Source organism: Bradyrhizobium sp. JYMT SZCCT0428, from assembly GCF_018131075.1.
GTDB lineage: Bacteria > Pseudomonadota > Alphaproteobacteria > Rhizobiales > Xanthobacteraceae > Bradyrhizobium.
This window is the reverse complement of the sequence record NZ_JAFCLS010000001.1, coordinates 343,255-362,045: the sequence shown is the minus strand read 5'-3', so window position 1 is coordinate 362,045 and position 18,791 is coordinate 343,255. Positions and strand designations below refer to the sequence as shown.

Genomic DNA, 18,791 nt, shown 5'->3' with positions numbered 1-18,791 from the left:
GCTTCCATGGCTATATCAACCCCGCCCGGCACGTCCGGGCTTTTGGCGTTCGGATGGGAATGGGACAATGACGGGTTCGACACGATCGAGCGGTGGCCTCGATGACCGCCGCAAGCGGCTTTTGTTCCGCTGCTGGCATCGCGGCACCCGTGAGATGGATCTCATCCTCGGGCGCTTTGCCGACGCGGAGATCGCTGGTCTGTCGGATAGCGACATGGCCGAACTGGAGCGGCTGCTCGAGGTGCCCGATCCCGATCTCTATGCCGCGCTGACTGGCGAAAAGCCGCTCGATCCGGAATATGCCAGCGCGCTGTTCGATCGCATCAAGGCGCGTCGCGCCGTGGACCACGACGCATGAAGTTATCAGTCAAATCGCCCGCTGCGCTGCTGGCCCCCGGCCGCGCGCTGACCTTTGCCAATGTCGCCGAAGGCGCCGAGGGCCTCGTCGTCGCCGATCTCGCGCGCGCGGTCGCTGCCAAGCCGAAGCCGCCGGCGGTGAGCCTTGCGGTGGTGTGCCGTGACGGCCCCCGCATGCAGCAACTGGCACGGGCGCTGGAGTTCTTCGCGCCAGATTTGCCGGTCATGCAGTTTCCGGCCTGGGACTGCCAGCCCTATGACCGGGTGTCGCCACATGGCGGCGTCCTGGCGCAGCGCCTGACCACGCTGGCGCGGCTGTCTCGGCTTGCCGGCAGCGACAAGCCGCTGATCGTGCTGACCACGGTCAACGCCATCGTGCAGCGCGTGCCGGCGCGCGAAGTGGTGGCGGCGCAGGCGCTGTCGGTGGCGCCCGGTCATGTCGTGCCGATGGACTCCATCGTCGCCTGGCTGGAGCACAATGGCTACAACCGCTCCTCGACAGTGCGCGAGCCCGGCGAATACGCCGTGCGGGGCGGCATTCTCGACCTCTTTCCGGCCGGGCTCGATCAGCCGGTCCGGTTCGATTTCTTCGGCGACAGCCTGGAATCGATCCGCACATTCGACGCTGAAACCCAGCGCACGCTGCTCGACATGCGCGCGCTCGATCTGGTGCCGGTCTCGGAATTCCAATTGGTCACCGAGACCATCCGCCGCTTTCGGATGGGCTATGTTGCGACCTTCGGCGCGCCGCAGCGCGACGATCTGCTCTATGAAGCCGTCAGCGAAGGCCGCCGCCATCCCGGCATGGAACACTGGCTGCCGCTGTTCCAGGAGCGGATGGACACGCTGTTCGACTATCTCGACGGCGCGCCGGTCGCGATCGAACCGCAGGGCGAGGACGCTGCGCGGGAACGCTTCAAGCAGATCGCGGACTACTATGAAGCAAGGCGCGAGGCGCTGGAGCATCCCGGCGGCGGCGCGATCTACAAGCCGCTGCCGCCCGACCGGCTCTATCTGAGCGAAGTGGAGTGGGCGACCCGATTGGAGGAAGCCGCGCTGGCGCGGCTGACGCCGTTCGCGGTGCCCGACGGCAGTTCTGACGTGCTCGATGCCGGCGCGCGGCAGGGGCGCAACTTCACGCCGGAGCGCGCCGATAGCTCCGTCAACGTGTTTGAAGCCGTGGTCGCGCATGTGCTGGCGTTGCAGGCGCAGCGCAAGAAGGTCGTGATCACGCTGTGGAGCGAGGGCTCGCGCGACCGCATGGGCAGCATGCTGCGCGACCACAAGCTGCTCAACCTCACCAGCGTCAACACCTGGCGCACGGTGCAGGCGACCCCGCGCAACGAGGCGATGCTGGCGGTGGTCGGCATGGAATCCGGTTTCGAGACCGACGACGTCGCCGTCATCAGCGAACAGGACATCCTCGGCGACCGCCTGGTGCGGCCGCGCAAGGCGAGCCGCAAACTCGACAATTTCATCTCTGAAGTCACGAGCCTGGCCGCCGGCGACCTTGTGGTCCACGTCGAGCACGGCATTGGCCGCTTCATCGGCCTGCAGACGCTGGAAGTCTCCGGCGCGCCGCATGATTGCCTCGAACTGCATTACGCCGCCGAAACAAAACTGTTCCTTCCGGTCGAGAACATCGAACTGCTGTCGCGCTACGGCTCCGACCACGCCAATGTAGAACTGGACAGGTTGGGCGGCGGCGGCTGGCAGGCGCGAAAAGCAAAACTCAAGAACCGCATTCGCGAGATCGCGGGCGAACTGATCAAGATCGCGGCCGAGCGCCATCTGCACGAAGCGCCGAAAATGCCGGTGCAGGCCCATGTCTATGACGAGTTCTGCGCGCGCTTCCCCTATGAAGAGACCGAGGACCAGCTTGGCGCCATCACGTCCACGCTGAAGGATCTTGAAAGCGGCCGTCCGATGGACCGGCTGATCTGCGGCGACGTCGGCTTTGGCAAGACCGAGGTGGCGCTGCGCGCCGCCTTTGCGGTCGCGCTCGACGGCAAGCAGGTCGCCGTGGTGGTGCCGACCACGCTGCTGGCGCGGCAGCACAGCAAAACCTTTACCGAACGTTTTCGGGGCTTCCCCGTCAACGTCGCGCAAGCCTCGCGGCTGGTGGCGCCGAAGGAACTGACCCAGGTCAAGAAGGGGCTGTCGGAAGGCAATGTCGACATTGTCGTCGGCACCCATGCGCTGCTCGGCAAGGCGATCAAGTTCAGGGATCTCGGCCTCCTGATCGTCGACGAGGAGCAGCACTTCGGCGTCAGCCACAAGGAACGGCTGAAGCAATTGCGCGCACAGGTCCATGTGCTGACGCTGAGCGCGACGCCAATTCCCCGCACGCTCCAACTGGCGCTGACCGGCGTGCGCGATCTCTCGATCATCGCGTCACCGCCGGTCGATCGCCTCGCGGTGCGCACCTTCGTGGCGCCGCACGATCCGCTGATGATCCGCGAGGCGCTGCTGCGCGAACGCTACCGCGGCGGGCAGGCGTTTTATGTGGTGCCGCGTATCGAGGATCTCGCCGGCGTAAAAGACTTCCTCGACAAGACCGTGCCGGAGATGAAAGTCGCTGTCGCGCATGGCCAGATGCCGCCGACCGTGATCGAAGACATCATGTCGGCGTTCTACGACGGCAAATACGACGTCCTGCTCTCGACCACGATCATCGAATCCGGGCTCGATATCCCCTCGGCCAATACGCTGATCGTGCACCGCGCCGACATGTTCGGCCTCGCGCAGCTCTACCAATTGCGCGGCCGGGTGGGGCGCTCGAAACTGCGCGCCTATGCCCTGTTCACGCTGCCGGCGCAGCAGAAGATCACCGGACAGGCCGAACGGCGGCTCAAGGTGCTGCAGTCGCTGGAAACGCTGGGCGCGGGCTTCCAGCTCGCGTCCCACGACCTCGACATCCGCGGCGCCGGCAACCTGCTCGGCGAGGAACAGTCCGGCCACATCAAGGAAGTCGGCTTCGAGCTTTATCAATCGATGCTGGAAGAGGCGATCCTCAACCTCAAGGCCGGTGTGGTCGAGCCAGCGGCCGACCGCTGGTCGCCGCAGATCACCATCGGCATGCCCGTGCTGATTCCGGAGGATTACGTCAACGACCTCGCGGTGCGGCTGTCGCTGTACCGCCGGCTCGCCGATCTCGAGACTGACGAGGAGATCGACAATTTCGCCGCCGAAATGCGCGACCGTTTCGGCGTGCTGCCGGACGAGGTGCGCTATCTGTTCAAGGTCGCCGCGATCAAGGCCTATTGCCGAAGGGCCAATGTCGAGAAGGTCGATGCCGGACCGAAGGGCGCTGTCATCAGCTTCCGCGACAACAAGTTCGCGCAGCCGGACCGGCTGGTGTTCTTCATCCGCCAGCACGGCCAGGCCGCGAAAGTTCGCCCGGACATGAAGGTGGTGTTCCTGCAGGTATGGAAGACGCCGGAAGAACGGCTAATGGGCACGACAGAGATCTTGCGGCAGCTGGCCAATCTCGCGGAGAACAAGAAGGCGGCGTAGGCGCCCGTACCGTCCTCGTCATTGCCTGCGACAAACGCAAGGCGTTTGCGCAAGGGAGCACTTACGACGAAGCAATCCACCTCTCCGTTATGCCGCGCTATGGATTGCTTCGCTTCGCTCGCAATGACGGAAGCGGCCTAAGACGCGGCGCGATGGGCCTCTTCGCCGAGGCGCGCGAGCAGCGCTTTAGCGGAATCCCTCGACTCCAGCGTCGCGACCGTCACGGTTGGTTCTGCGCGCGTGTCGCGCTTGCCGTGGCTGGTGTGGCGCATGACGCTGGACAGCCGCCGCGCGATCGTGTGCGCGGTCTTGAGGTCGGTCTCGGCGAAGGCGACCACGACCGATCCGTCATCGCAGACGGCGCCAAAATCCATCTGCCGCATCAGCCGGCTGATGATGCGCGCGCCGTCGAACTGGGCGCGGGGGTGGGCGGGATCAAACGCGAAGCGCGCGACAGACAGGCCGCCGCCGCGTTGCTGGGTCTGGTAGACGGCGCTGGCGAAGTCGCGCTCGAAGGCAGTTGGCGTGAGCAGGCCGGTGCGGGCGTCGATCAGGCCCTCGGCGTCGATCGAGCGCAGGGTCCGGCTCAAATGCGCTTCGAAGGCATGCTGGCGGATTAGCGGCAACGCGGTCGCCACCATCTGTGCGGGCTCGCCCAAGAGGATTTCGAGGTTCGGCAATTCATAGGCTGGCAACAGATCGCCTGACGTCACCACCACAGGCAAATGGCGGAAGCGGGCGTCTTCCGCCAGCACGGTCAGGAAAGCATCGACCACGCGCGGGCTAAAGCCTTCGCTGAGCACGATGCCGTCGATGTCGCGCGCATTGAGATGCTTCGCCGCGGCCTCGATGCTCAGCGCGCCGACCACGCCGGTTTGCTCGCCGAGCGAGACCGACAGCGTGGGGTAGGCGCCGCCGCGGCCGACCAGCAGCACCGTGGCATCCCGGAAGGTGTCGATGTCCGAGAGCGCGATCCGGGTCGCCGGTACCAGCCGGCGCATCACCGTCGCGTGCAGCGAGCGGATGCGCAGCGCCGCGCGCAGGCGTGTGACGAGGCGGCTGGAGTCTCCCTGGCTCTGGAAAAATGGAATCGCATTTTCGGGCAGCGTTATCTGCGGATCGACCGCGATCAGCGGCAGATAGGGTTGCTGGGCCGCGATCGGCGCGGCGAGTGCGGCAAGCGTGGCTTGATCGACGTCGGACGTCGCGGCCAATACCGCGGCCGGCTGCATCTGTTCGACCGCGCGACTTGCGTCCGCCCATTCGGCCTCGACGACCGGAAACAGCTTTGCGACATCGAGCGCTGCGGCAAACGACGGCCGCCTTGCGGTCGATACGACGAGGATCGGGCCTTGCTGGGACATCTGACAACTCGGATCAAGCGCGCCATTTATGAGAGCGCGATCCTAGTTTGGCGGGCTTAATGTGGCGTCAACACAAGCCGTGAGATTGCGCTCAAGCGGAATTGGCCCGGTCGCGAAACGCTTCGACCATCAACGGGTTAAGCCCAAGTTCCGTCAGCGCGTCGCGGGCGCGGGCGTTGTCCTGGGCGCGGCCGGCAAGCCGATGGCCGCTAAGGCGATCCGGCAATGCCGTGAGCAGCGCGCCTTGCCCGAGCCGCCGGGCCCATTCCTGCAGGTCCTGCGCCAGGAACCGGTAGCCGCCAACCGCCATGATGCCCGACGGCGGCGCGGTTATGTTGATGGCGCCAGTCGAGCGGTCGAGCCGCGCGGAATAATCGGTGTCGACGTAATCGCGCGGCGGGGCTGCGATCAGCGAGTCGCTGGGGGGCGGCGGGGGCGCATAGGCCGCGACCGGGATCATCGGTCCGCGCAGTCCCAGGGTGCCCCGCGGCGTCAGCAGGATGTCGCCCGCGATCGAGGAGCCCGGCAGTTCGCGCGGCGCGCCGTGCGGTCCTGATTTGATCAGGGCCGGCGAACCGTCGTCCGCAATCCGGCGCGCCCCGAACAAACCGACTTCGCCGAACAGATAGACGTCGGTCAGCGTCGCCTGCTGGGCCGACCAGGACGCGCTCGACATCACCTGTTCCGGCGCGCGCCACAGGCCGATGACGTTGCGCAGCGAGGGCAGGCTGCCCGCGAGGTCGAGTTCGTCCAGCCGCAACGCCAGCTGGGCCGGCGCAATCAGCGTGTCGCAGGCATGCTCGTTGACCTGCTGCTCCAGCACCTCTTCGTCGAAGGGATGGTGCAACACCAGCGTTCCGCCCGACAACAGCCAGACCGTCAGCGTCGATGCGAGGCCGGCAAACGACATCGGCGAAAACGCCGACAGGATCGTTGCGCCCTGCGGCACGTCGCTTTCGAGCGAGACCGATAGTCCTCCGGCGATCAGGCCGAGATGGGCGCGCGGGACGGGCCGGAAACCGTCCGAGGTCAGGTCGAACGAGATCAGCGCCGCCTTGCGGCCATCCTGGATCACCGCGCGCGCAGTCGTCGATTCCCGAAGGATCGCGTTGTCCAGCGAGGCCATGCCTTCCGGCAAATCGGTGCCGAAGCCGCAGACATGGCGGATCGAAAACGCTTCGGCCGCGGCATTCATGGCCAGATCCGAATAGACGATGCCGTCGACCTTGCTGGTGGTCACGATCGCCCGCGCCGCGGTGCGGTTGAGCGCCATGGTCAGTTCCGCCTGCCGCCACAGCAAGGGCAGCACGGCGACCACCAGTCCGGCACGATAGGCGGCCAGAATTGTCAGCGCGAATTCGATGGTGTTCGGCAGCTGGACCGCGATGACGGAGTTGGCGGGCAATCCGGATTCGATGAAATGCGCAGCCAGCGCGGAAATGGCGCGATCGGCCTGCGCGTAGGAGAGACGTTTCGGCGTCTGCCCGGTGACGCGCTGCTTGTTCGGCGGATCGACCAGCGCCGTCGCATCCGGCTGCCGTGCCAGTGACCGCTTGAACAACGTATCGAGCGTGGGCGAAGCGGCTGGCTGGGTCACGGCGTCACTTCGATGACAGTGTTGGGTTGCATCATTTGGCGTTCGGTCTGTGCCACCACGTCTCCGGCAGGTAGCCGGTCAAGGCGATGGTTGAAGGCCGTTCTACCCGATTCCATCGCGCGATCCATTGCTCGGCGACGTTAAACAACGGGATAGCGTAGAAGCCCGACATCAGGGTGCGGTCCAGCGCCCGCACCGCCGAGACGAATTCCGGCCGCTCGCGGGCCTCCAGCAGCGCCGCGATCAGGGCGTCGATCGCCGGATCCTTTGCGCCCATGTAGTTCCTTGTGCCTGATACATCGGCGGCCTGACTGCCCCAATAGAACGACTGCTCATTGCCTGGCGACAGCGACTGGTCCCAGCGGTTCTGCAGCATGTCGAACTCGTAGCCGAGCCGGCGCTGGTCGAATTGCACCGGATCGACCGCACGCACGCTGGCCTCGATGCCGGCGCGTTTGAGGTCGCGGCTATAGGCCAGCGCGATCCGTTCCTGATCGCGCGTCGTGACCAGGATTTCGAAGGTGAGGGGTGTTTTGCTGGCGCGCTGGCGCAGCACGGTGCCGTCGAGCACGTAGCCGGCCTCGGACAGCAGAGCGAGGGCGGCCCGCAGCGCCGCGCGGTCGCGGCCCGAACCATCTGACACGGGCAGGCGGAAGCTGCCGTCGAGAATGTCAGGTGGAATATGCGCGAGGTAGGGTTTCAACAGTTCGCGCTCGCGCGGATCGGCGGCGCGGCCATAGGCTGATAATTCCGACCCGGCGAAGAAGCCTCCGGCACGCGTATAGAGGCCGAAGAAGTAGTTGCGGTTGATCCATTCGAAATCGAACAGCAGCGTGAGCGCGCGCCGCACGCGGACGTCGGAAAACAGCGGACGGCGGGTGTTGAACACCAGATACTCCGACGGCTGCGGCATCCCCGGCTTGATGATGTCGCGGATCAGCTCGCCGCTGCGGGCGGCCGGGAAATCATAGCCGTCGTGCCAGCGCAGCGGCTCGGCCTCATTGCGGAAATCATAGAGCCCGCGCTTGAAGGCTTCGAACTGGCCGTTGGACTCGCGGTAGTAATCGAACCGGATCTTGTCGAAGTTCCACAGGCCCCGGTTCGCCGGCAGGTCACGGCCCCAATAGTCGGGATTGCGCGTCAGCGTGACGCTGGCGCCGGGGCGCACCGCAGTGACGCGATAGGGACCGGAACCGACCGGTCCGATCATCGTGGTTTCTTCAAAGGTTTCGGGATCGACCGCATGGCGCGGCAATATCGGCATCAGGCCAAGGATCAGCGGCAGTTCGCGGTCGGGCGCGCCGCCGAAATCGAACCTGACGGTGAGCGGGTCGGGCGCCTCTGCCTTGGCGACCTTGGCGTAATACTGGCGGTGGTTGGGGCGGCCGCGGTCGCGGAGCAGCGCCCAGGAAAACAGCACGTCGTCGGCCGTGACCGGCTTGCCATCCGAGAACCGCGCCCGGGGATCGAGATGGAACGTGACATAGCTTCTGATGTCGTCGGTCTCGACGCTCCTGGCGAGCAGCCCGTAGAGCGTGAAGGCCTCGTCATTGCCGCGGCTCATCAGGCTCTCGACGACAAAGCCCCTGATCTGCTGCAAAGCGAGGCCCCGGACGATGAACGGATTGAGGCTGTCGAAGGTGCCAAGCAGACCCCAGACCAGCCGGCCGCCCTTCGGTGCGTCCGGTTTGGCGTAGGGCATGTGGGCAAAATCGGCCGGCAGGGCCGGCGCGCCATGCATGGAGATCGCATGGCTTTCCCCGGCGCGGGCCGTGCCCGCGAGCGCCATCGGCAACACGCCGAGCGCGAGCACAACGCTGGCGAGAATACCAAGCCGGATACGTCCAAAGGCGACCATCTGCACGCGCGGATTTGATTCGGGATCACACACCGGTGAGCTTTACCATAGGCCTTGACCACAGGCCTCGGCGTCCACCGGGACCGCGGCCAAAGATGCTTGTCGGCATTGATCTTTTCGTCCGCCGCTGTATTGAAGGCGTGCAATTGACCAGGGCGGTGACGCCTGTCACGTATCCGCCTCAATTGACTAGGAGACAGCCGCCCAAACGGCTAGGTGTCGGTGCCTGCAGCGGTTTCGGGCGCTCCCGTTCAGAAAGGGTTTTCCGCAATGAATTTCCGTATTTTGGCCGTCCGGCCGCATGGGCGGGTTGCCGCCTTGTTGGCGGCGACGGCATTGTCCGCGACGTTGCTCGTCGCGGGTGCGCAGGCCCAAACCCCGGCTCCGGCCCCCGGCGCCCCCGCAGCGGCGCCCAAGGAGGCCCCTAAGGCCGCTCCCAAGGCTGCCCCGAAAGCAGCTCCGAAGGCTCAAGCGCCTGCCGCCCCGAACGCCCAGCCGGCCCCGCCAGCCACCGCCGGCGGCACTCCCCCCGCAGGCGGTCAGTCGCAGGACCAGCAGGTCCAGCTGATTTATGCGCCCTGGACCAAATTCTGCCTCAAGGGGCAGGACGCCGGCGCCAAGCAGGTCTGCTTCACCGGCAAGGACGGACGCATCGAGTCCGGCCAGCCGGTCATCGCGGCCGTCATCATCGAGCCGGAAGGCGAGCCGAAGAAGATCCTGCGCGTGACGCTGCCGCTCGGCATGCAGCTCGTGCACGGCACCCGCGTCATCGTCGATGCCAATCCCCCGGCGCAGAGCCCCTATGTGATCTGCTTCCAGAATGGTTGCATGTCGGACTACGAAGTGACCCCGGAACTGCTGGCCAACCTGAAGAAGGGCCAGAACCTGGTGGTCCAGGCGATCAACTCCAACGGCGCCCCGCTGACGCTGCCGCTGCCGCTGGCCGAATTCGCCAAGGCCTATGACGGCCCGCCGACCGACCCCAAGGAATTCGAAAAGACCCAGCAGAAGTTGCAGGAAGAGCTGCAGAAGCGGGCTGAAGAAGCGCGCAAGAAGCTTGAGGCCAACCCGCCCGCTGGCGGCGCGCCGGCCAATGCCAATCCGGCGGCCAAGTAACGCCGCTTCGATCGACAAACAAAAAGGCGCCCGGACCGGGCGCCTTTTTCGTTCAGTGGAAGATCTGTAGCCCGGATGAAGCCAGGTCAGTTCAGCGAGGGATTGCGCGGACGATAGCCGCCGGACTTGTCCTTGACGAAGATCTCGGCGACCTGCGAATGCCGGATCGGTTCGCCGGAATCGTCGGGCAGCAGGTTCTGCTCGGAGACATAGGCGACGTATTCGGAGTCCGAATTCTCCGCCAGCAGATGATAGAACGGCTGATCCTTGTGCGGCCGAACGTTCTCAGGGATCGACAACCACCATTCCTCAGTATTGTTGAATACCGGATCGATGTCGAAAATCACGCCCCGGAATGAGAACACCCGGTGACGGACGATCTGACCGATTTGGAATTTGGCGGTGCGCGCTTTGATCATACCTCGTCGAATAGACCATGATTGTGGCCGATGCTAGGGGCAAAAGGTTGAATTAACTCTCAAGTCCGGCTGGCACATCCACCGCCAGGCCCAAGAAAACATTGACGAAACGCTGACAAAAAGACCCCCAACGCATGGCCGATATCCTCAATCTGGCGATTCCCTATTTCGGGGTAATCTTCATCGGTTTTGCCTGCGGCAAGACCCGGGGGCTGCCGGAGGCGGGGCTGGCCTGGATGAATTTCTTCCTGCTTTACGTCTCGCTGCCGGCCCTGATGTTCGGCATCATGGCCAAGACGCCGTTTTCGGAGCTCAACAACCCGCCATTCCTGATCGCGACCACGCTCGGGACCGTGATCGCCTTCATCGTTGCCGTGGTCACCGGCCGGGTCATCGGCGATCTTTCGCTGCGCAAGGCCACCCTGGCCGGGCTGGCCGGCGCCTATGGCAATATCGGCTATATGGGCCCGGGGCTGGCGCTCGCCGTGCTCGGCACCAAGGCGGCGGCGCCGACCGCGCTGATTTTTTGTTGCGACAGCATTTTCCTGTTTTCGATCGTGCCGATATTGGTCGCGTTCACCGATCGCGAGCATCGCTCGCTGCTGCACACGCTCGGCATCGTGGTGAAACAGATCGTGCTGAACCCGCTGATCATGTCGGCGGGAGCGGGCGCGCTCGCCGCGGCGCTGCATTTTCGTCCCCCCGTCGCGATCGACAACACGCTGGTGTTTTTGCAGAACGCCGCCGCACCGACGGCGCTGTTCGTGCTGGGTGTCACCGTCGCGTTGCGCCCGTTCGATCGCGTGCCGTGGGAGGTGCCCGGCGTGATCGCGGTCAAATTGTTGATCCATCCGCTGATCGTGTTCGGTCTGATGCTGCTGTTCGGGCCGTTCGCGCAGCCCTGGGCGGCGACCGCGGTCCTGATGGCGTCACTGCCGCCGGCGCTCAACGTGTTCGTGATCGCGCGGCAGAACAACACCTGGATCGAGCCGGCGTCGGTCGCCGTCCTGATCGGCACCTTCGCCTCCGTCGTCACGCTGACCAGCGTGATGTGGTTCATCCAGAGCGGAAGGCTGGCGTTTCCTTGAAGACAACGAACAGGCGTGCTTCAAGTGTGGATACGCGCGTGGCTGCCCGTCAATCTAGCGGGTCAATTCACGCCATGGCGGGGCTTCCCATATCGTGTTCCACTCGTTCTTGCCGCAATCGTCTTTGTTGATTTCGACGCGGGTGAGCACCAAGCCTAGCTGTGTCCGGCTCAGTCGATAGGTGTGGCGGCCCCGTCCAGTGCATCCCACGTCCGATGATGATTCGGCTTCGAGGATTCCAGTCTCTTTTTTCCACGTCAGCACGCCCGGTCTGGACGACGTACTGAAGCCCCCTTCGGCGGCGAAGACCGGAAACACTATCAGCTTTGGCTTCTTTAGGTTTGTGAGTTCGAACAGCTCATGCGATCCTGAAAATCCCCAGCAAGGCACGATGGCAAAGCGGCGGTATTCAAAACGAATAAAACGAACAGAGGATACCTTCATATCCACCTTGTAGTCACAGCCCGATTGTTCGGCCGCGATCACCAGCAGCCTCGGCACCAAAGCCGGGTCTGAGATTTCAAACTCCGCTCGTCCATTGGCCAGAAAGTGCCATTCGCGCAGTGCGTCCTGCTGGAGATTAGCTCCTAAACTTTCCTCCGCAGGAGCTATGACGATAGATGCGCACAACAATGTCCCGATCAGGACGAACAGCGATAGAACGGAGGATAGGAAACGCATACTTCATCCTACCGCGAGCGGCTGCAATCTCAACCCGGCTTTTTTGCCTGACGTTCGTGCTCAACAATGCAGTCAGTACTTGGCTTCAAACGAGCGCCTCGATCATCTCAAAGCGGAAATGGTTGGGCCGTCAGCCGCTGTCGGCTTTTGGGCACTTTTCGGAGCTGCGCGATGTCTGACTTCAGTCCGTTGCGCGCACCAAAGCGGACGTCCGCCAACGCCTCTGGTATTACAGGTGCACGCTTTAGCCCACGCGCTTCCACGATGGCGCGAGGCCTTCGCGCATGGCGAGCCGCCGCAGCGGGCCGAACGAGCCGATCAGGTGCAGCCCCATCGCGCGCAGCGACTGCACGGGGAGGAAATCGCTGAGCAGCGAGCGGTTGGCGAGGTCGATGGCAAACATCCGGCTGGCGACGTCGGAGCGGCGGGCGGATTGATAGCGCGCCAGCACCTGCGGTGCGCCCGGATCCTCGCCGATCGAGATCGCGTGGCCTGCGATATCGGCAATGTCTACGGCATCGCGCAAACCCATGTTGAGACCCTGCGCGCCGATCGGCGGCAGCACATGGGCGGATTCGCCGACCAGCGCCACGCGATGGCTGGCGAACTGCTTTGGACTTTCGATCGAGAGCGGAAACAGATTGCGTCCCGGCTCAACCCGGACGCCGCCAAGAATGGAATGCGATTGCTTTTCCGCAGCGTCGGACAGTTCGTCGTCGCCGAGCGCCATCAGCCGCTCTGCTTCCTTTGCCGCGGAGACCCACACCACGCTGCTGCGGTTGCCGGGCAGGGGCACGAACACGCACGGCCCGTGCGGGGTATGAAACTCGGTGGAGATATTCTTGTGCGGCCTTGAATGGCTGATGTTGAAGGTCAATGCCGACTGATGCAGGTCGCGGCGCTTGACGTCGATGCCGGCGGCCTCGCGAGACAGGGACTGCCGCCCGTCGGCGCCGATCACCAGCCGCGCCGACAGCGACCCGCCCGCACGGGTGTGGATGGCAACCATCGCATCCTGCGGATCGACCGCTGCCGCCTCATCGTCAAATCGCGTCAGGCCGGACAATTCGGCGGCGCGCTCCTCGAGCGCTGCCATCAGCGTCCGGTTGGCGATATTGTAGCCGAACTGGTCGAGGCCGATTTCCTCCGACGAAAACCGCACTTCCGGCGCCCGGATCAGGCGGCCGGTGTCGTCGACGAGCCGCATGGTCCGCAACGCCGCGGCCTGGTCGCTGCAGCGGCGCCAGACGTCCAGACGTTCGAGCAGATCGGTGGAGGCGCCCAGCAGCGCCGTGGTGCGGTTGTCGGCATAGGGCACGCGGCGGGCCAGCAACGCGGTCCTGGCACCGGCCTCCGCCAGCGCGATAGCGGCGGTCAGTCCCGCCGGTCCGCCGCCGATCACAACGGTGTCATAAATTGGCGATGCATCGTTCATATTGGAACAATTGCCATTCCCGGCGGCATTTTCAAGTCATTGACCTTCTTAAATGTTTCCACCGATTTGCGCGGCGGAACGCCGCAAGCGCCGGTATGCAAATCGGGGCGATTCCTGTTAGCACTGCCGGAGCAATGGACCAGACACAAGAACCAATAGCATCTCCCGCTACGACCCGGATGCGGACGGCCGCATTCGGCGTCCACGTCTTCACGGCGCTTGGAGCGGGCGTCGGCCTGATTGCGATGCTGGAAGCGGTGCGCGAGCACTGGGCCGCCATGTTCGGCTGGCTTGGCGTCGCGCTCATCATCGATGCCATCGACGGTCCGCTCGCGCGCAAATTCGACGTGGTGCGGCTGCAACCGAACTGGTCGGGGGATGTGCTCGACCTCGTGGTCGATTTCATCACTTACGTCTTCGTTCCTGCCTACGCCATCACCGCGAGCGGCTTGCTGCTGCCGCTGGCGGCGCCGCTGCTCGGCATCGGCATCATGACCTCCAGCGCGCTCTATTTTGCCGACCGCCGCATGAAGGCGGCCGACAACCATTTCCGCGGCTTTCCGGCGGTGTGGAACGTCGCGGCATTCTACCTGTTCCTGCTGCATCCATCGCCGGCGCTTGCCACTCTTGGCGTAGCGGTCCTGATCGCGCTGACCTTCGCGCCGTTCCACGTGCTGCATCCGATCCGCGTCGTGCGCCTGCGCTGGCTGACCCTGTGGCTGCTGGCCGCATGGGCCGTGCTGGCGGCCTACACCATCGCCTGCGACTTCGTCGTGGGCATTCCCATTACCGTCGGACTCTGCGCAATCGCGATCTATGTCGCCGGCAGCGATGCCGTGATCCGCAAACTGAAATCGTTCAAGGCATGATGGAATTACTGACCAGCCCGGAAGCATGGGCGGCGCTGTTGACGTTGACGGCGCTGGAAATCGTGCTCGGCATCGACAATGTCATTTTCCTGTCGGTGATCGTATCGCGGCTTCCGCCGGAGCAGGCAAACCGCGCGCGCCAGATCGGCTTGCTGCTGGCGCTGGTGTTCCGCATCCTGTTGCTCAGCATCCTGGTGTGGCTGATCGGCCTGAAGGATCCTGTCCTGACCGTGAAAGGCGTGTCGCTCTCGTGGCGCGACATCATTCTCATTGGCGGCGGCATGTTCCTGATCGCCAAGGCAACGCATGAAATTCATGCCGAGGTTGAGGCGCGCCACACCGAGCCCGATGCCAAGCCGAATGCTAGCGTATTCTTCTGGGTGATCATCCAGATCATCGTCGTCGACATCGTGTTCTCGCTGGATTCGATCATCACCGCGATCGGCATGGCCGAGGATATCGAGATCATGGTGGCCGCCGTCGTGATCGCCTGCTTCATCATGTACGTTTCGTCAGGACCGGTGGCGAAGTTCGTCGCCAATCACCCGACCACCAAGATGCTGGCGCTGGCGTTCCTGGTGCTGATCGGCGTAGCGCTGGTGGCGGACGGATTCAAATTCCACATCCCGCGCGGCTACATCTATTTCGCCATCGTGTTCGCGGCTGCGGTCGAATTGTTCAACGTGCTGGCCCGGCGCAATCGCAAAAAAGTTGTCAAACAGCGGGTTTAGGCCCCCGCGAGTTGACAATACGGCCTTGATGGCTTTCGCTCCGCCACGAGCCGGGGCGCTTGAAGCCGATACCGAGGGAGACAAGGTCATGGTCAAGGCCGTGCGCGTGCACAAGGTAGGGGGTCCGGAAGCCCTGGTCTATGAGAGCGTCGACGTGCCGGCGCCGGGACCGGGCGAGGTCCGCATGCGCCAGCACGCCGTCGGCCTGAACTTCATCGACGTGTATTTCCGCACCGGCCTCTACAAGGCGCCGGGGCTGCCCTTCATCGCCGGCAATGAGGCCGCGGGCGAGGTGGTGGCGGTCGGTCCTGGTGTCACCAATTTCCATCCCGGCGACCGCGTCGCCTATTATTTCAATCTCGGCGGCTACGCCTCTGAACGCGTGATCCCGGCGGACAAGCTGGTCAAGCTGCCCGACCACATCACCTATGAGCAGGGCGCGGTGCTGATGCTCAAGGGCCTGACGGTCTGGTACCTCCTGCACAAGACCTTCAAGGTCGAGCCAGGGCATCGCGTGCTGATCCACGCGGCCGCCGGCGGCATCGGCCTGCTGGCCTGCCAATGGGCGAAGGCGCTCGGCGCTCATGTGATCGGCACCGTCGGCTCCAAGGCGAAAGCCGACCTCGCGCTCGCCAATGGCTGCGACCACGTCATCCTCTACAACGAGGAGGACTTTGTCGCGCGGGTCAAGCAGATCAGCCGCAACGAATTGTGCGACGTCGTCTATGACGGTGTCGGCAAGACCACGTTCCCGGGCTCGCTGTCCTGCCTGCGGCCGCGCGGCCTGTTCGTCAGCTTCGGCAACGCCTCCGGCCCGGTGCCGCCGTTCGCGCTCGCCGAGCTCAACAACCACGGCTCGCTGTTTGCGACGCGGCCGAAACTCAACGATTACGTCAGCACCCGCCGTGACCTGCTGGAGGGCGCCGACACGTTGTTCGCCGCCGTCATCAACGGCAAACTGCACGTCCCGATCAACCACGCCTATGCGCTGAAGGACGTCGCGAAGGCGCACACCGACCTGGAGGGCAGGGCGACGACCGGGGCGATTATTTTGCGGCCGTGATAGGTGTCGTCCCGGCCTTGAGCCGGGACCCATACCGCGTGATCCATCGATAGAGAAAAACCGGCAGAGACCGCCTGCCATTACAACGGCCGCGGCGTATGGGTCCCGGCGTTCGCCGGGACGACGATAGAGTTGAGCTACGCCACCATCCGCGCCGCTCCCATCTGGGTGAGCACCGAATCCAGACAATCGATCATCATCGAGATTTCCTCGCGCGTGACGTTGAGCGCCGGCATGAACCGCAGCGCGTCGGGCTGCGGCGAGTTCAGCAGCACGCCATCCGCAAATGCCTGCGCGACGATCGACGCGCCGATCGGCAGTTTGAGGTCGAGCGCCAGCAACAGCCCCCGGCCGCGCACGTTACCGAGACCGTGGCGCGCCGACAGTTTCTGCAATTCGCTTTCCAGGAACAGACCCGTGTCCACCACTGACTTCAGGAAGCCGGGCGCTACGACATGTTCGAGCACGGCAAGGCCCGCGGCGCACATCAGCGGATTGCCGTTGAAGGTGCCGCCCTGGTCGCCATGCTCGAAACAGGATGCGTATTCGGTCGCCAGCAATGCCGCGAGTGGTACGCCGCCGCCGATGCCTTTGCCGAGCGTCATGATGTCAGGCTCGATCCCGGCATGCTCGTAGTGGAACAGCTTTCCCGACCGGCCCATGCCGGTCTGGATCTCGTCGACGATTAGCAGCAGGCCGCGCTCCTGGGTCAGCGCCCGCAACTCCCTGAGGAATTGATCGGTCGCCGGCCACACGCCGGCTTCGCCCTGCATCGGCTCCAGCATGACCGCAACGGTCTTGCTCGAGATCAGCCGCTTGACGGAATCGAGATCGTTGAGTTGCGCCTTGGGAAATCCGGTGACCTTGGGCTCGAACAGCGGTTCGAAGGCCTTCTTGCCCGACGCCGACATGGTGGCGAGCGTGCGGCCGTGGAAGCCGCCGACGAAGGTGATGATCTCGTGCGCGCCGCCTTTGTACAGCGTACCAAATTTGCGCGCGAGCTTGATGGCGCCTTCGTTGGCTTCCGCCCCCGAATTCGCAAAGAACACCTGGTCGAAGCAGCTGTTGGCAACCAGCGCATTGGCGAGCTTGAGGCTGGGCTCATTGAAGAACGCCGGGCTTGGCGTCAGCAGCAGTTTTGCCTGCGCGGCAATCGCGTCGGCGATGATGGCAGGCGAATGGCCGAGGCAATTGACCGCCCAGCCTTGCATGAAATCGAGATAGCGCTTGCCGCTGTCGTCCCACAGATAGGCGCCGTCGCCCTTGACGAAGACGGTGGACGGCCGCGCGGTGATGTTCATCAATGCGTCGAACGGTTGGGTAGCGTTGGTCATGTCGAGCTCCTTTGGGTTTTGGGGAAAGGGCAGGCCGAAACGCAAGAAGGCCGCACTTTTCGGGTGCGGCCTTCTCGAAAACGTTGCTGAACTAGTTGATCAGCGGTGTCGTCGGACATGGCGCAGCCCATCATCGTCGCAGGAGCGACGACGGAAAGCTGCGCGGCGGTTGGTCCGGTTCAATGTCATGGCGCAGGCCCATACAGCCGAATGGCCGGCCCTGTCAAGCGGGGAGCTGGTCATCACTCGATCCCATAGCGGCGGAATTCCTCTGATATGTCGGCCTTGATCGCTCTGGCGGCGGCAATGTCCGTCTCGGCGCCGCTTTCATCGCCCTTCTTCCGCTTGGCGATGCCGCGGCCGTACAGCGAGTTCGCCAGCTTCGGATCGACGCCCAGCGCAACCGTGAAACCGTCGATCGCCGCGTCGAATTGGCCAAGCTTGAGATAGCAGAAGGCGCGGCTGTCGACCGTTTGGGCATCGTCCGGCCTGTGCCTCAGCGACTCGCTGCAGTCTGCAAGCCCTTCCTGCGGACGGTCGAGAATGGCCCGCGTCAGGCACCGGGCGTTGAGCGCGGCGGCATATTTCGGATTGAACCGGATCGCCTGGTCAAAGTCAGACAGCGCCCGTGAAAAGTCGTGACGGTCAAAGTGAAGAAGACCGCGCGCATAGGCATCGCGATATTCGTCCGGCGCCAGCCGCAGCGACTGGTCCAGGTCGGCGAGCGCGCGTTCGATCTCGCCTTTGCCCCTGAACAGGCGCGCCCGGTTGCCGTAGGCGGCGGCGTAGTTCGGATCGAGCCGGATTGATGTGTTCAGGTCGGCGAGCGCGCGGGGTTCATCGCCGTGATTCCAATAGGCGGTGCCGCGGTTGAAATAGGCGAGTGCGAATTTGGGATCCAGCTTGATCGCGTGATCATAGTCGGACATCGCACGGCTGAACTCGTTGATGTCGCCATAGGAGTTGCCGCGGTTGTTGTAGTACCAGGGATCGATCGAATTGAGCCGGATCGCTTGATTGTAATCGGCGATCGCTTTTTCCGGTTCACCCTTATCGCTGTAGGTGATCCCGCGGTTGAACCAGGCGAACGATCCCTTCGGATCGAGCGCGATCGCGCGGTCGAGATCGGCGATGGCCCTGTTAACCTCGCCCTTGCGACGCCAGGCTTCGCCACGGTTGGTGTAGGCGCCGCCAAGCTTCGGATTGCGCCGGATCAGTTCGCTGAAATCGGCAATGGCGCGGTCGCTGTCGTTCTTGGTGAGGTAGTTGGCGCCACGATTGAGGTAAGCGCCGACGAGGTCTTTTGGCTTGGTACCTTTCGCAGCGATCACGGCCGTGCAGCCGGCAATAATCTGGTCAGGGG

15 protein-coding genes are annotated in these 18,791 nt (G+C 64.2%); 7 read left to right on the top strand and 8 right to left on the bottom strand.

Annotation, left to right across the window (positions count from 1 at the left end):
* Window positions 1–67 precede the first annotated feature (67 nt).
* Together JQ575_RS01865 and mfd are read left to right on the top strand one after the other, a co-directional pair.
* Window positions 68–358, top strand: coding sequence for a succinate dehydrogenase assembly factor 2 (locus JQ575_RS01865; protein WP_212031576.1), 291 nt, complete (start codon window positions 68–70; stop codon window positions 356–358).
* Window positions 355–3,873 carry a transcription-repair coupling factor gene (mfd, locus tag JQ575_RS01860; RefSeq protein ID WP_212031575.1) on the top strand — a complete coding sequence of 1,173 codons (3,519 nt, stop codon included), beginning with the start codon at window positions 355–357 and terminating at the stop codon, window positions 3,871–3,873. The genes JQ575_RS01865 and mfd overlap by 4 nt, the downstream gene beginning before the upstream one ends.
* A 137-nt stretch (window positions 3,874–4,010) precedes the next feature.
* Here mfd and JQ575_RS01855 read toward each other — a convergent pair whose 3' ends face one another.
* The 3 genes from JQ575_RS01855 to JQ575_RS01845 form a co-directional block, all read right to left on the bottom strand.
* On the bottom strand, window positions 4,011–5,237 hold the full coding sequence (locus tag JQ575_RS01855) for a GGDEF domain-containing protein (protein ID WP_212031574.1): 1,227 nt from the start codon (window positions 5,235–5,237) through the stop codon (window positions 4,011–4,013).
* A gap of 91 nt (window positions 5,238–5,328) precedes the next feature.
* A complete protein-coding gene (locus tag JQ575_RS01850) occupies window positions 5,329–6,834 on the bottom strand; it encodes a class I adenylate-forming enzyme family protein (RefSeq protein ID WP_212031573.1) in 1,506 nt (501 codons plus the stop codon).
* A 31-nt stretch (window positions 6,835–6,865) separates the two neighbouring features.
* Window positions 6,866–8,692, bottom strand: a complete 1,827-nt coding sequence (locus JQ575_RS01845) for an extracellular solute-binding protein (RefSeq protein ID WP_212031603.1) — start codon at window positions 8,690–8,692, stop codon at window positions 6,866–6,868.
* A gap of 270 nt (window positions 8,693–8,962) precedes the next feature.
* On the opposite strand from JQ575_RS01845, the gene JQ575_RS01840 reads away from it, so the two are divergent.
* Window positions 8,963–9,808, top strand: a complete 846-nt coding sequence (locus JQ575_RS01840) for an invasion associated locus B family protein (RefSeq protein WP_212031572.1) — start codon at window positions 8,963–8,965, stop codon at window positions 9,806–9,808.
* A gap of 86 nt (window positions 9,809–9,894) precedes the next feature.
* Here JQ575_RS01840 and hspQ read toward each other — a convergent pair whose 3' ends face one another.
* A complete protein-coding gene (hspQ, locus tag JQ575_RS01835; protein ID WP_212031571.1) occupies window positions 9,895–10,227 on the bottom strand; it encodes a heat shock protein HspQ in 333 nt (110 codons plus the stop codon).
* A 134-nt stretch (window positions 10,228–10,361) separates the two neighbouring features.
* Here hspQ and JQ575_RS01830 point away from each other — a divergent pair, with 134 nt between their 5' ends.
* Window positions 10,362–11,315: an AEC family transporter gene (locus JQ575_RS01830; RefSeq protein WP_212031570.1), complete on the top strand. Its 954-nt coding sequence runs from the start codon at window positions 10,362–10,364 to the stop codon at window positions 11,313–11,315.
* 54 nt (window positions 11,316–11,369) lie between these two features.
* Here JQ575_RS01830 and JQ575_RS01825 read toward each other — a convergent pair whose 3' ends face one another.
* Together JQ575_RS01825 and JQ575_RS01820 are read right to left on the bottom strand one after the other, a co-directional pair.
* Window positions 11,370–11,996, bottom strand: coding sequence for a hypothetical protein (locus JQ575_RS01825; RefSeq protein ID WP_212031569.1), 627 nt, complete (start codon window positions 11,994–11,996; stop codon window positions 11,370–11,372).
* A gap of 244 nt (window positions 11,997–12,240) precedes the next feature.
* A complete protein-coding gene (locus JQ575_RS01820; RefSeq protein ID WP_212031568.1) occupies window positions 12,241–13,431 on the bottom strand; it encodes a UbiH/UbiF family hydroxylase in 1,191 nt (396 codons plus the stop codon).
* A 134-nt stretch (window positions 13,432–13,565) separates the two neighbouring features.
* Here JQ575_RS01820 and pcsA point away from each other — a divergent pair, with 134 nt between their 5' ends.
* The 3 genes from pcsA to JQ575_RS01805 all read left to right on the top strand — a co-directional run bounded on the left by pcsA (window position 13,566) and on the right by JQ575_RS01805 (window position 16,094).
* Complete coding sequence (gene pcsA, locus JQ575_RS01815; RefSeq protein WP_212031567.1) at window positions 13,566–14,300, top strand: phosphatidylcholine synthase; 735 nt, start codon at window positions 13,566–13,568, stop codon at window positions 14,298–14,300.
* A complete protein-coding gene (locus tag JQ575_RS01810; RefSeq protein WP_212031566.1) occupies window positions 14,297–15,031 on the top strand; it encodes a TerC family protein in 735 nt (244 codons plus the stop codon). Before pcsA ends, JQ575_RS01810 begins: the two co-directional genes overlap by 4 nt.
* 88 nt (window positions 15,032–15,119) lie before the next feature.
* The gene (locus tag JQ575_RS01805; RefSeq protein ID WP_212031565.1) at window positions 15,120–16,094 is read left to right on the top strand and encodes a quinone oxidoreductase; all 975 of its coding nucleotides are present in this window, start codon (window positions 15,120–15,122) and stop codon (window positions 16,092–16,094) included.
* A 137-nt stretch (window positions 16,095–16,231) separates the two neighbouring features.
* Here the strand turns inward: JQ575_RS01805 and JQ575_RS01800 are convergent, their stop codons facing one another.
* Complete coding sequence (locus JQ575_RS01800; RefSeq protein WP_212031564.1) at window positions 16,232–17,428, bottom strand: acetylornithine transaminase; 1,197 nt, start codon at window positions 17,426–17,428, stop codon at window positions 16,232–16,234.
* A 242-nt stretch (window positions 17,429–17,670) separates the two neighbouring features.
* Window positions 17,671–18,759, bottom strand: coding sequence for a tetratricopeptide repeat protein (locus JQ575_RS01795; RefSeq protein ID WP_212031563.1), 1,089 nt, complete (start codon window positions 18,757–18,759; stop codon window positions 17,671–17,673).
* Window positions 18,760–18,791: the final 32 nt, after the last annotated feature.

Excerpts from the sequence above, each read along its gene's own strand:
- pcsA (WP_212031567.1), top strand. The coding sequence starts at position 13,566 with ATGGACCAGACACAAGAACCAATAGCATCTCCCGCTACGACCCGGATG.
- JQ575_RS01845 (WP_212031603.1), bottom strand. The coding sequence starts at position 8,692 with ATGGTCGCCTTTGGACGTATCCGGCTTGGTATTCTCGCCAGCGTTGTG.
- JQ575_RS01810 (WP_212031566.1), top strand. The coding sequence starts at position 14,297 with ATGATGGAATTACTGACCAGCCCGGAAGCATGGGCGGCGCTGTTGACG.
- JQ575_RS01855 (WP_212031574.1), bottom strand. The coding sequence starts at position 5,237 with ATGTCCCAGCAAGGCCCGATCCTCGTCGTATCGACCGCAAGGCGGCCG.
- JQ575_RS01825 (WP_212031569.1), bottom strand. The coding sequence starts at position 11,996 with ATGCGTTTCCTATCCTCCGTTCTATCGCTGTTCGTCCTGATCGGGACA.
- JQ575_RS01840 (WP_212031572.1), top strand. The coding sequence starts at position 8,963 with ATGAATTTCCGTATTTTGGCCGTCCGGCCGCATGGGCGGGTTGCCGCC.
- JQ575_RS01800 (WP_212031564.1), bottom strand. The coding sequence starts at position 17,428 with ATGACCAACGCTACCCAACCGTTCGACGCATTGATGAACATCACCGCG.
- JQ575_RS01820 (WP_212031568.1), bottom strand. The coding sequence starts at position 13,431 with ATGAACGATGCATCGCCAATTTATGACACCGTTGTGATCGGCGGCGGA.
- JQ575_RS01805 (WP_212031565.1), top strand. The coding sequence starts at position 15,120 with ATGGTCAAGGCCGTGCGCGTGCACAAGGTAGGGGGTCCGGAAGCCCTG.
- mfd (WP_212031575.1), top strand. The coding sequence starts at position 355 with ATGAAGTTATCAGTCAAATCGCCCGCTGCGCTGCTGGCCCCCGGCCGC.
- hspQ (WP_212031571.1), bottom strand. The coding sequence starts at position 10,227 with ATGATCAAAGCGCGCACCGCCAAATTCCAAATCGGTCAGATCGTCCGT.
- JQ575_RS01865 (WP_212031576.1), top strand. The coding sequence starts at position 68 with ATGACGGGTTCGACACGATCGAGCGGTGGCCTCGATGACCGCCGCAAG.
- JQ575_RS01830 (WP_212031570.1), top strand. The coding sequence starts at position 10,362 with ATGGCCGATATCCTCAATCTGGCGATTCCCTATTTCGGGGTAATCTTC.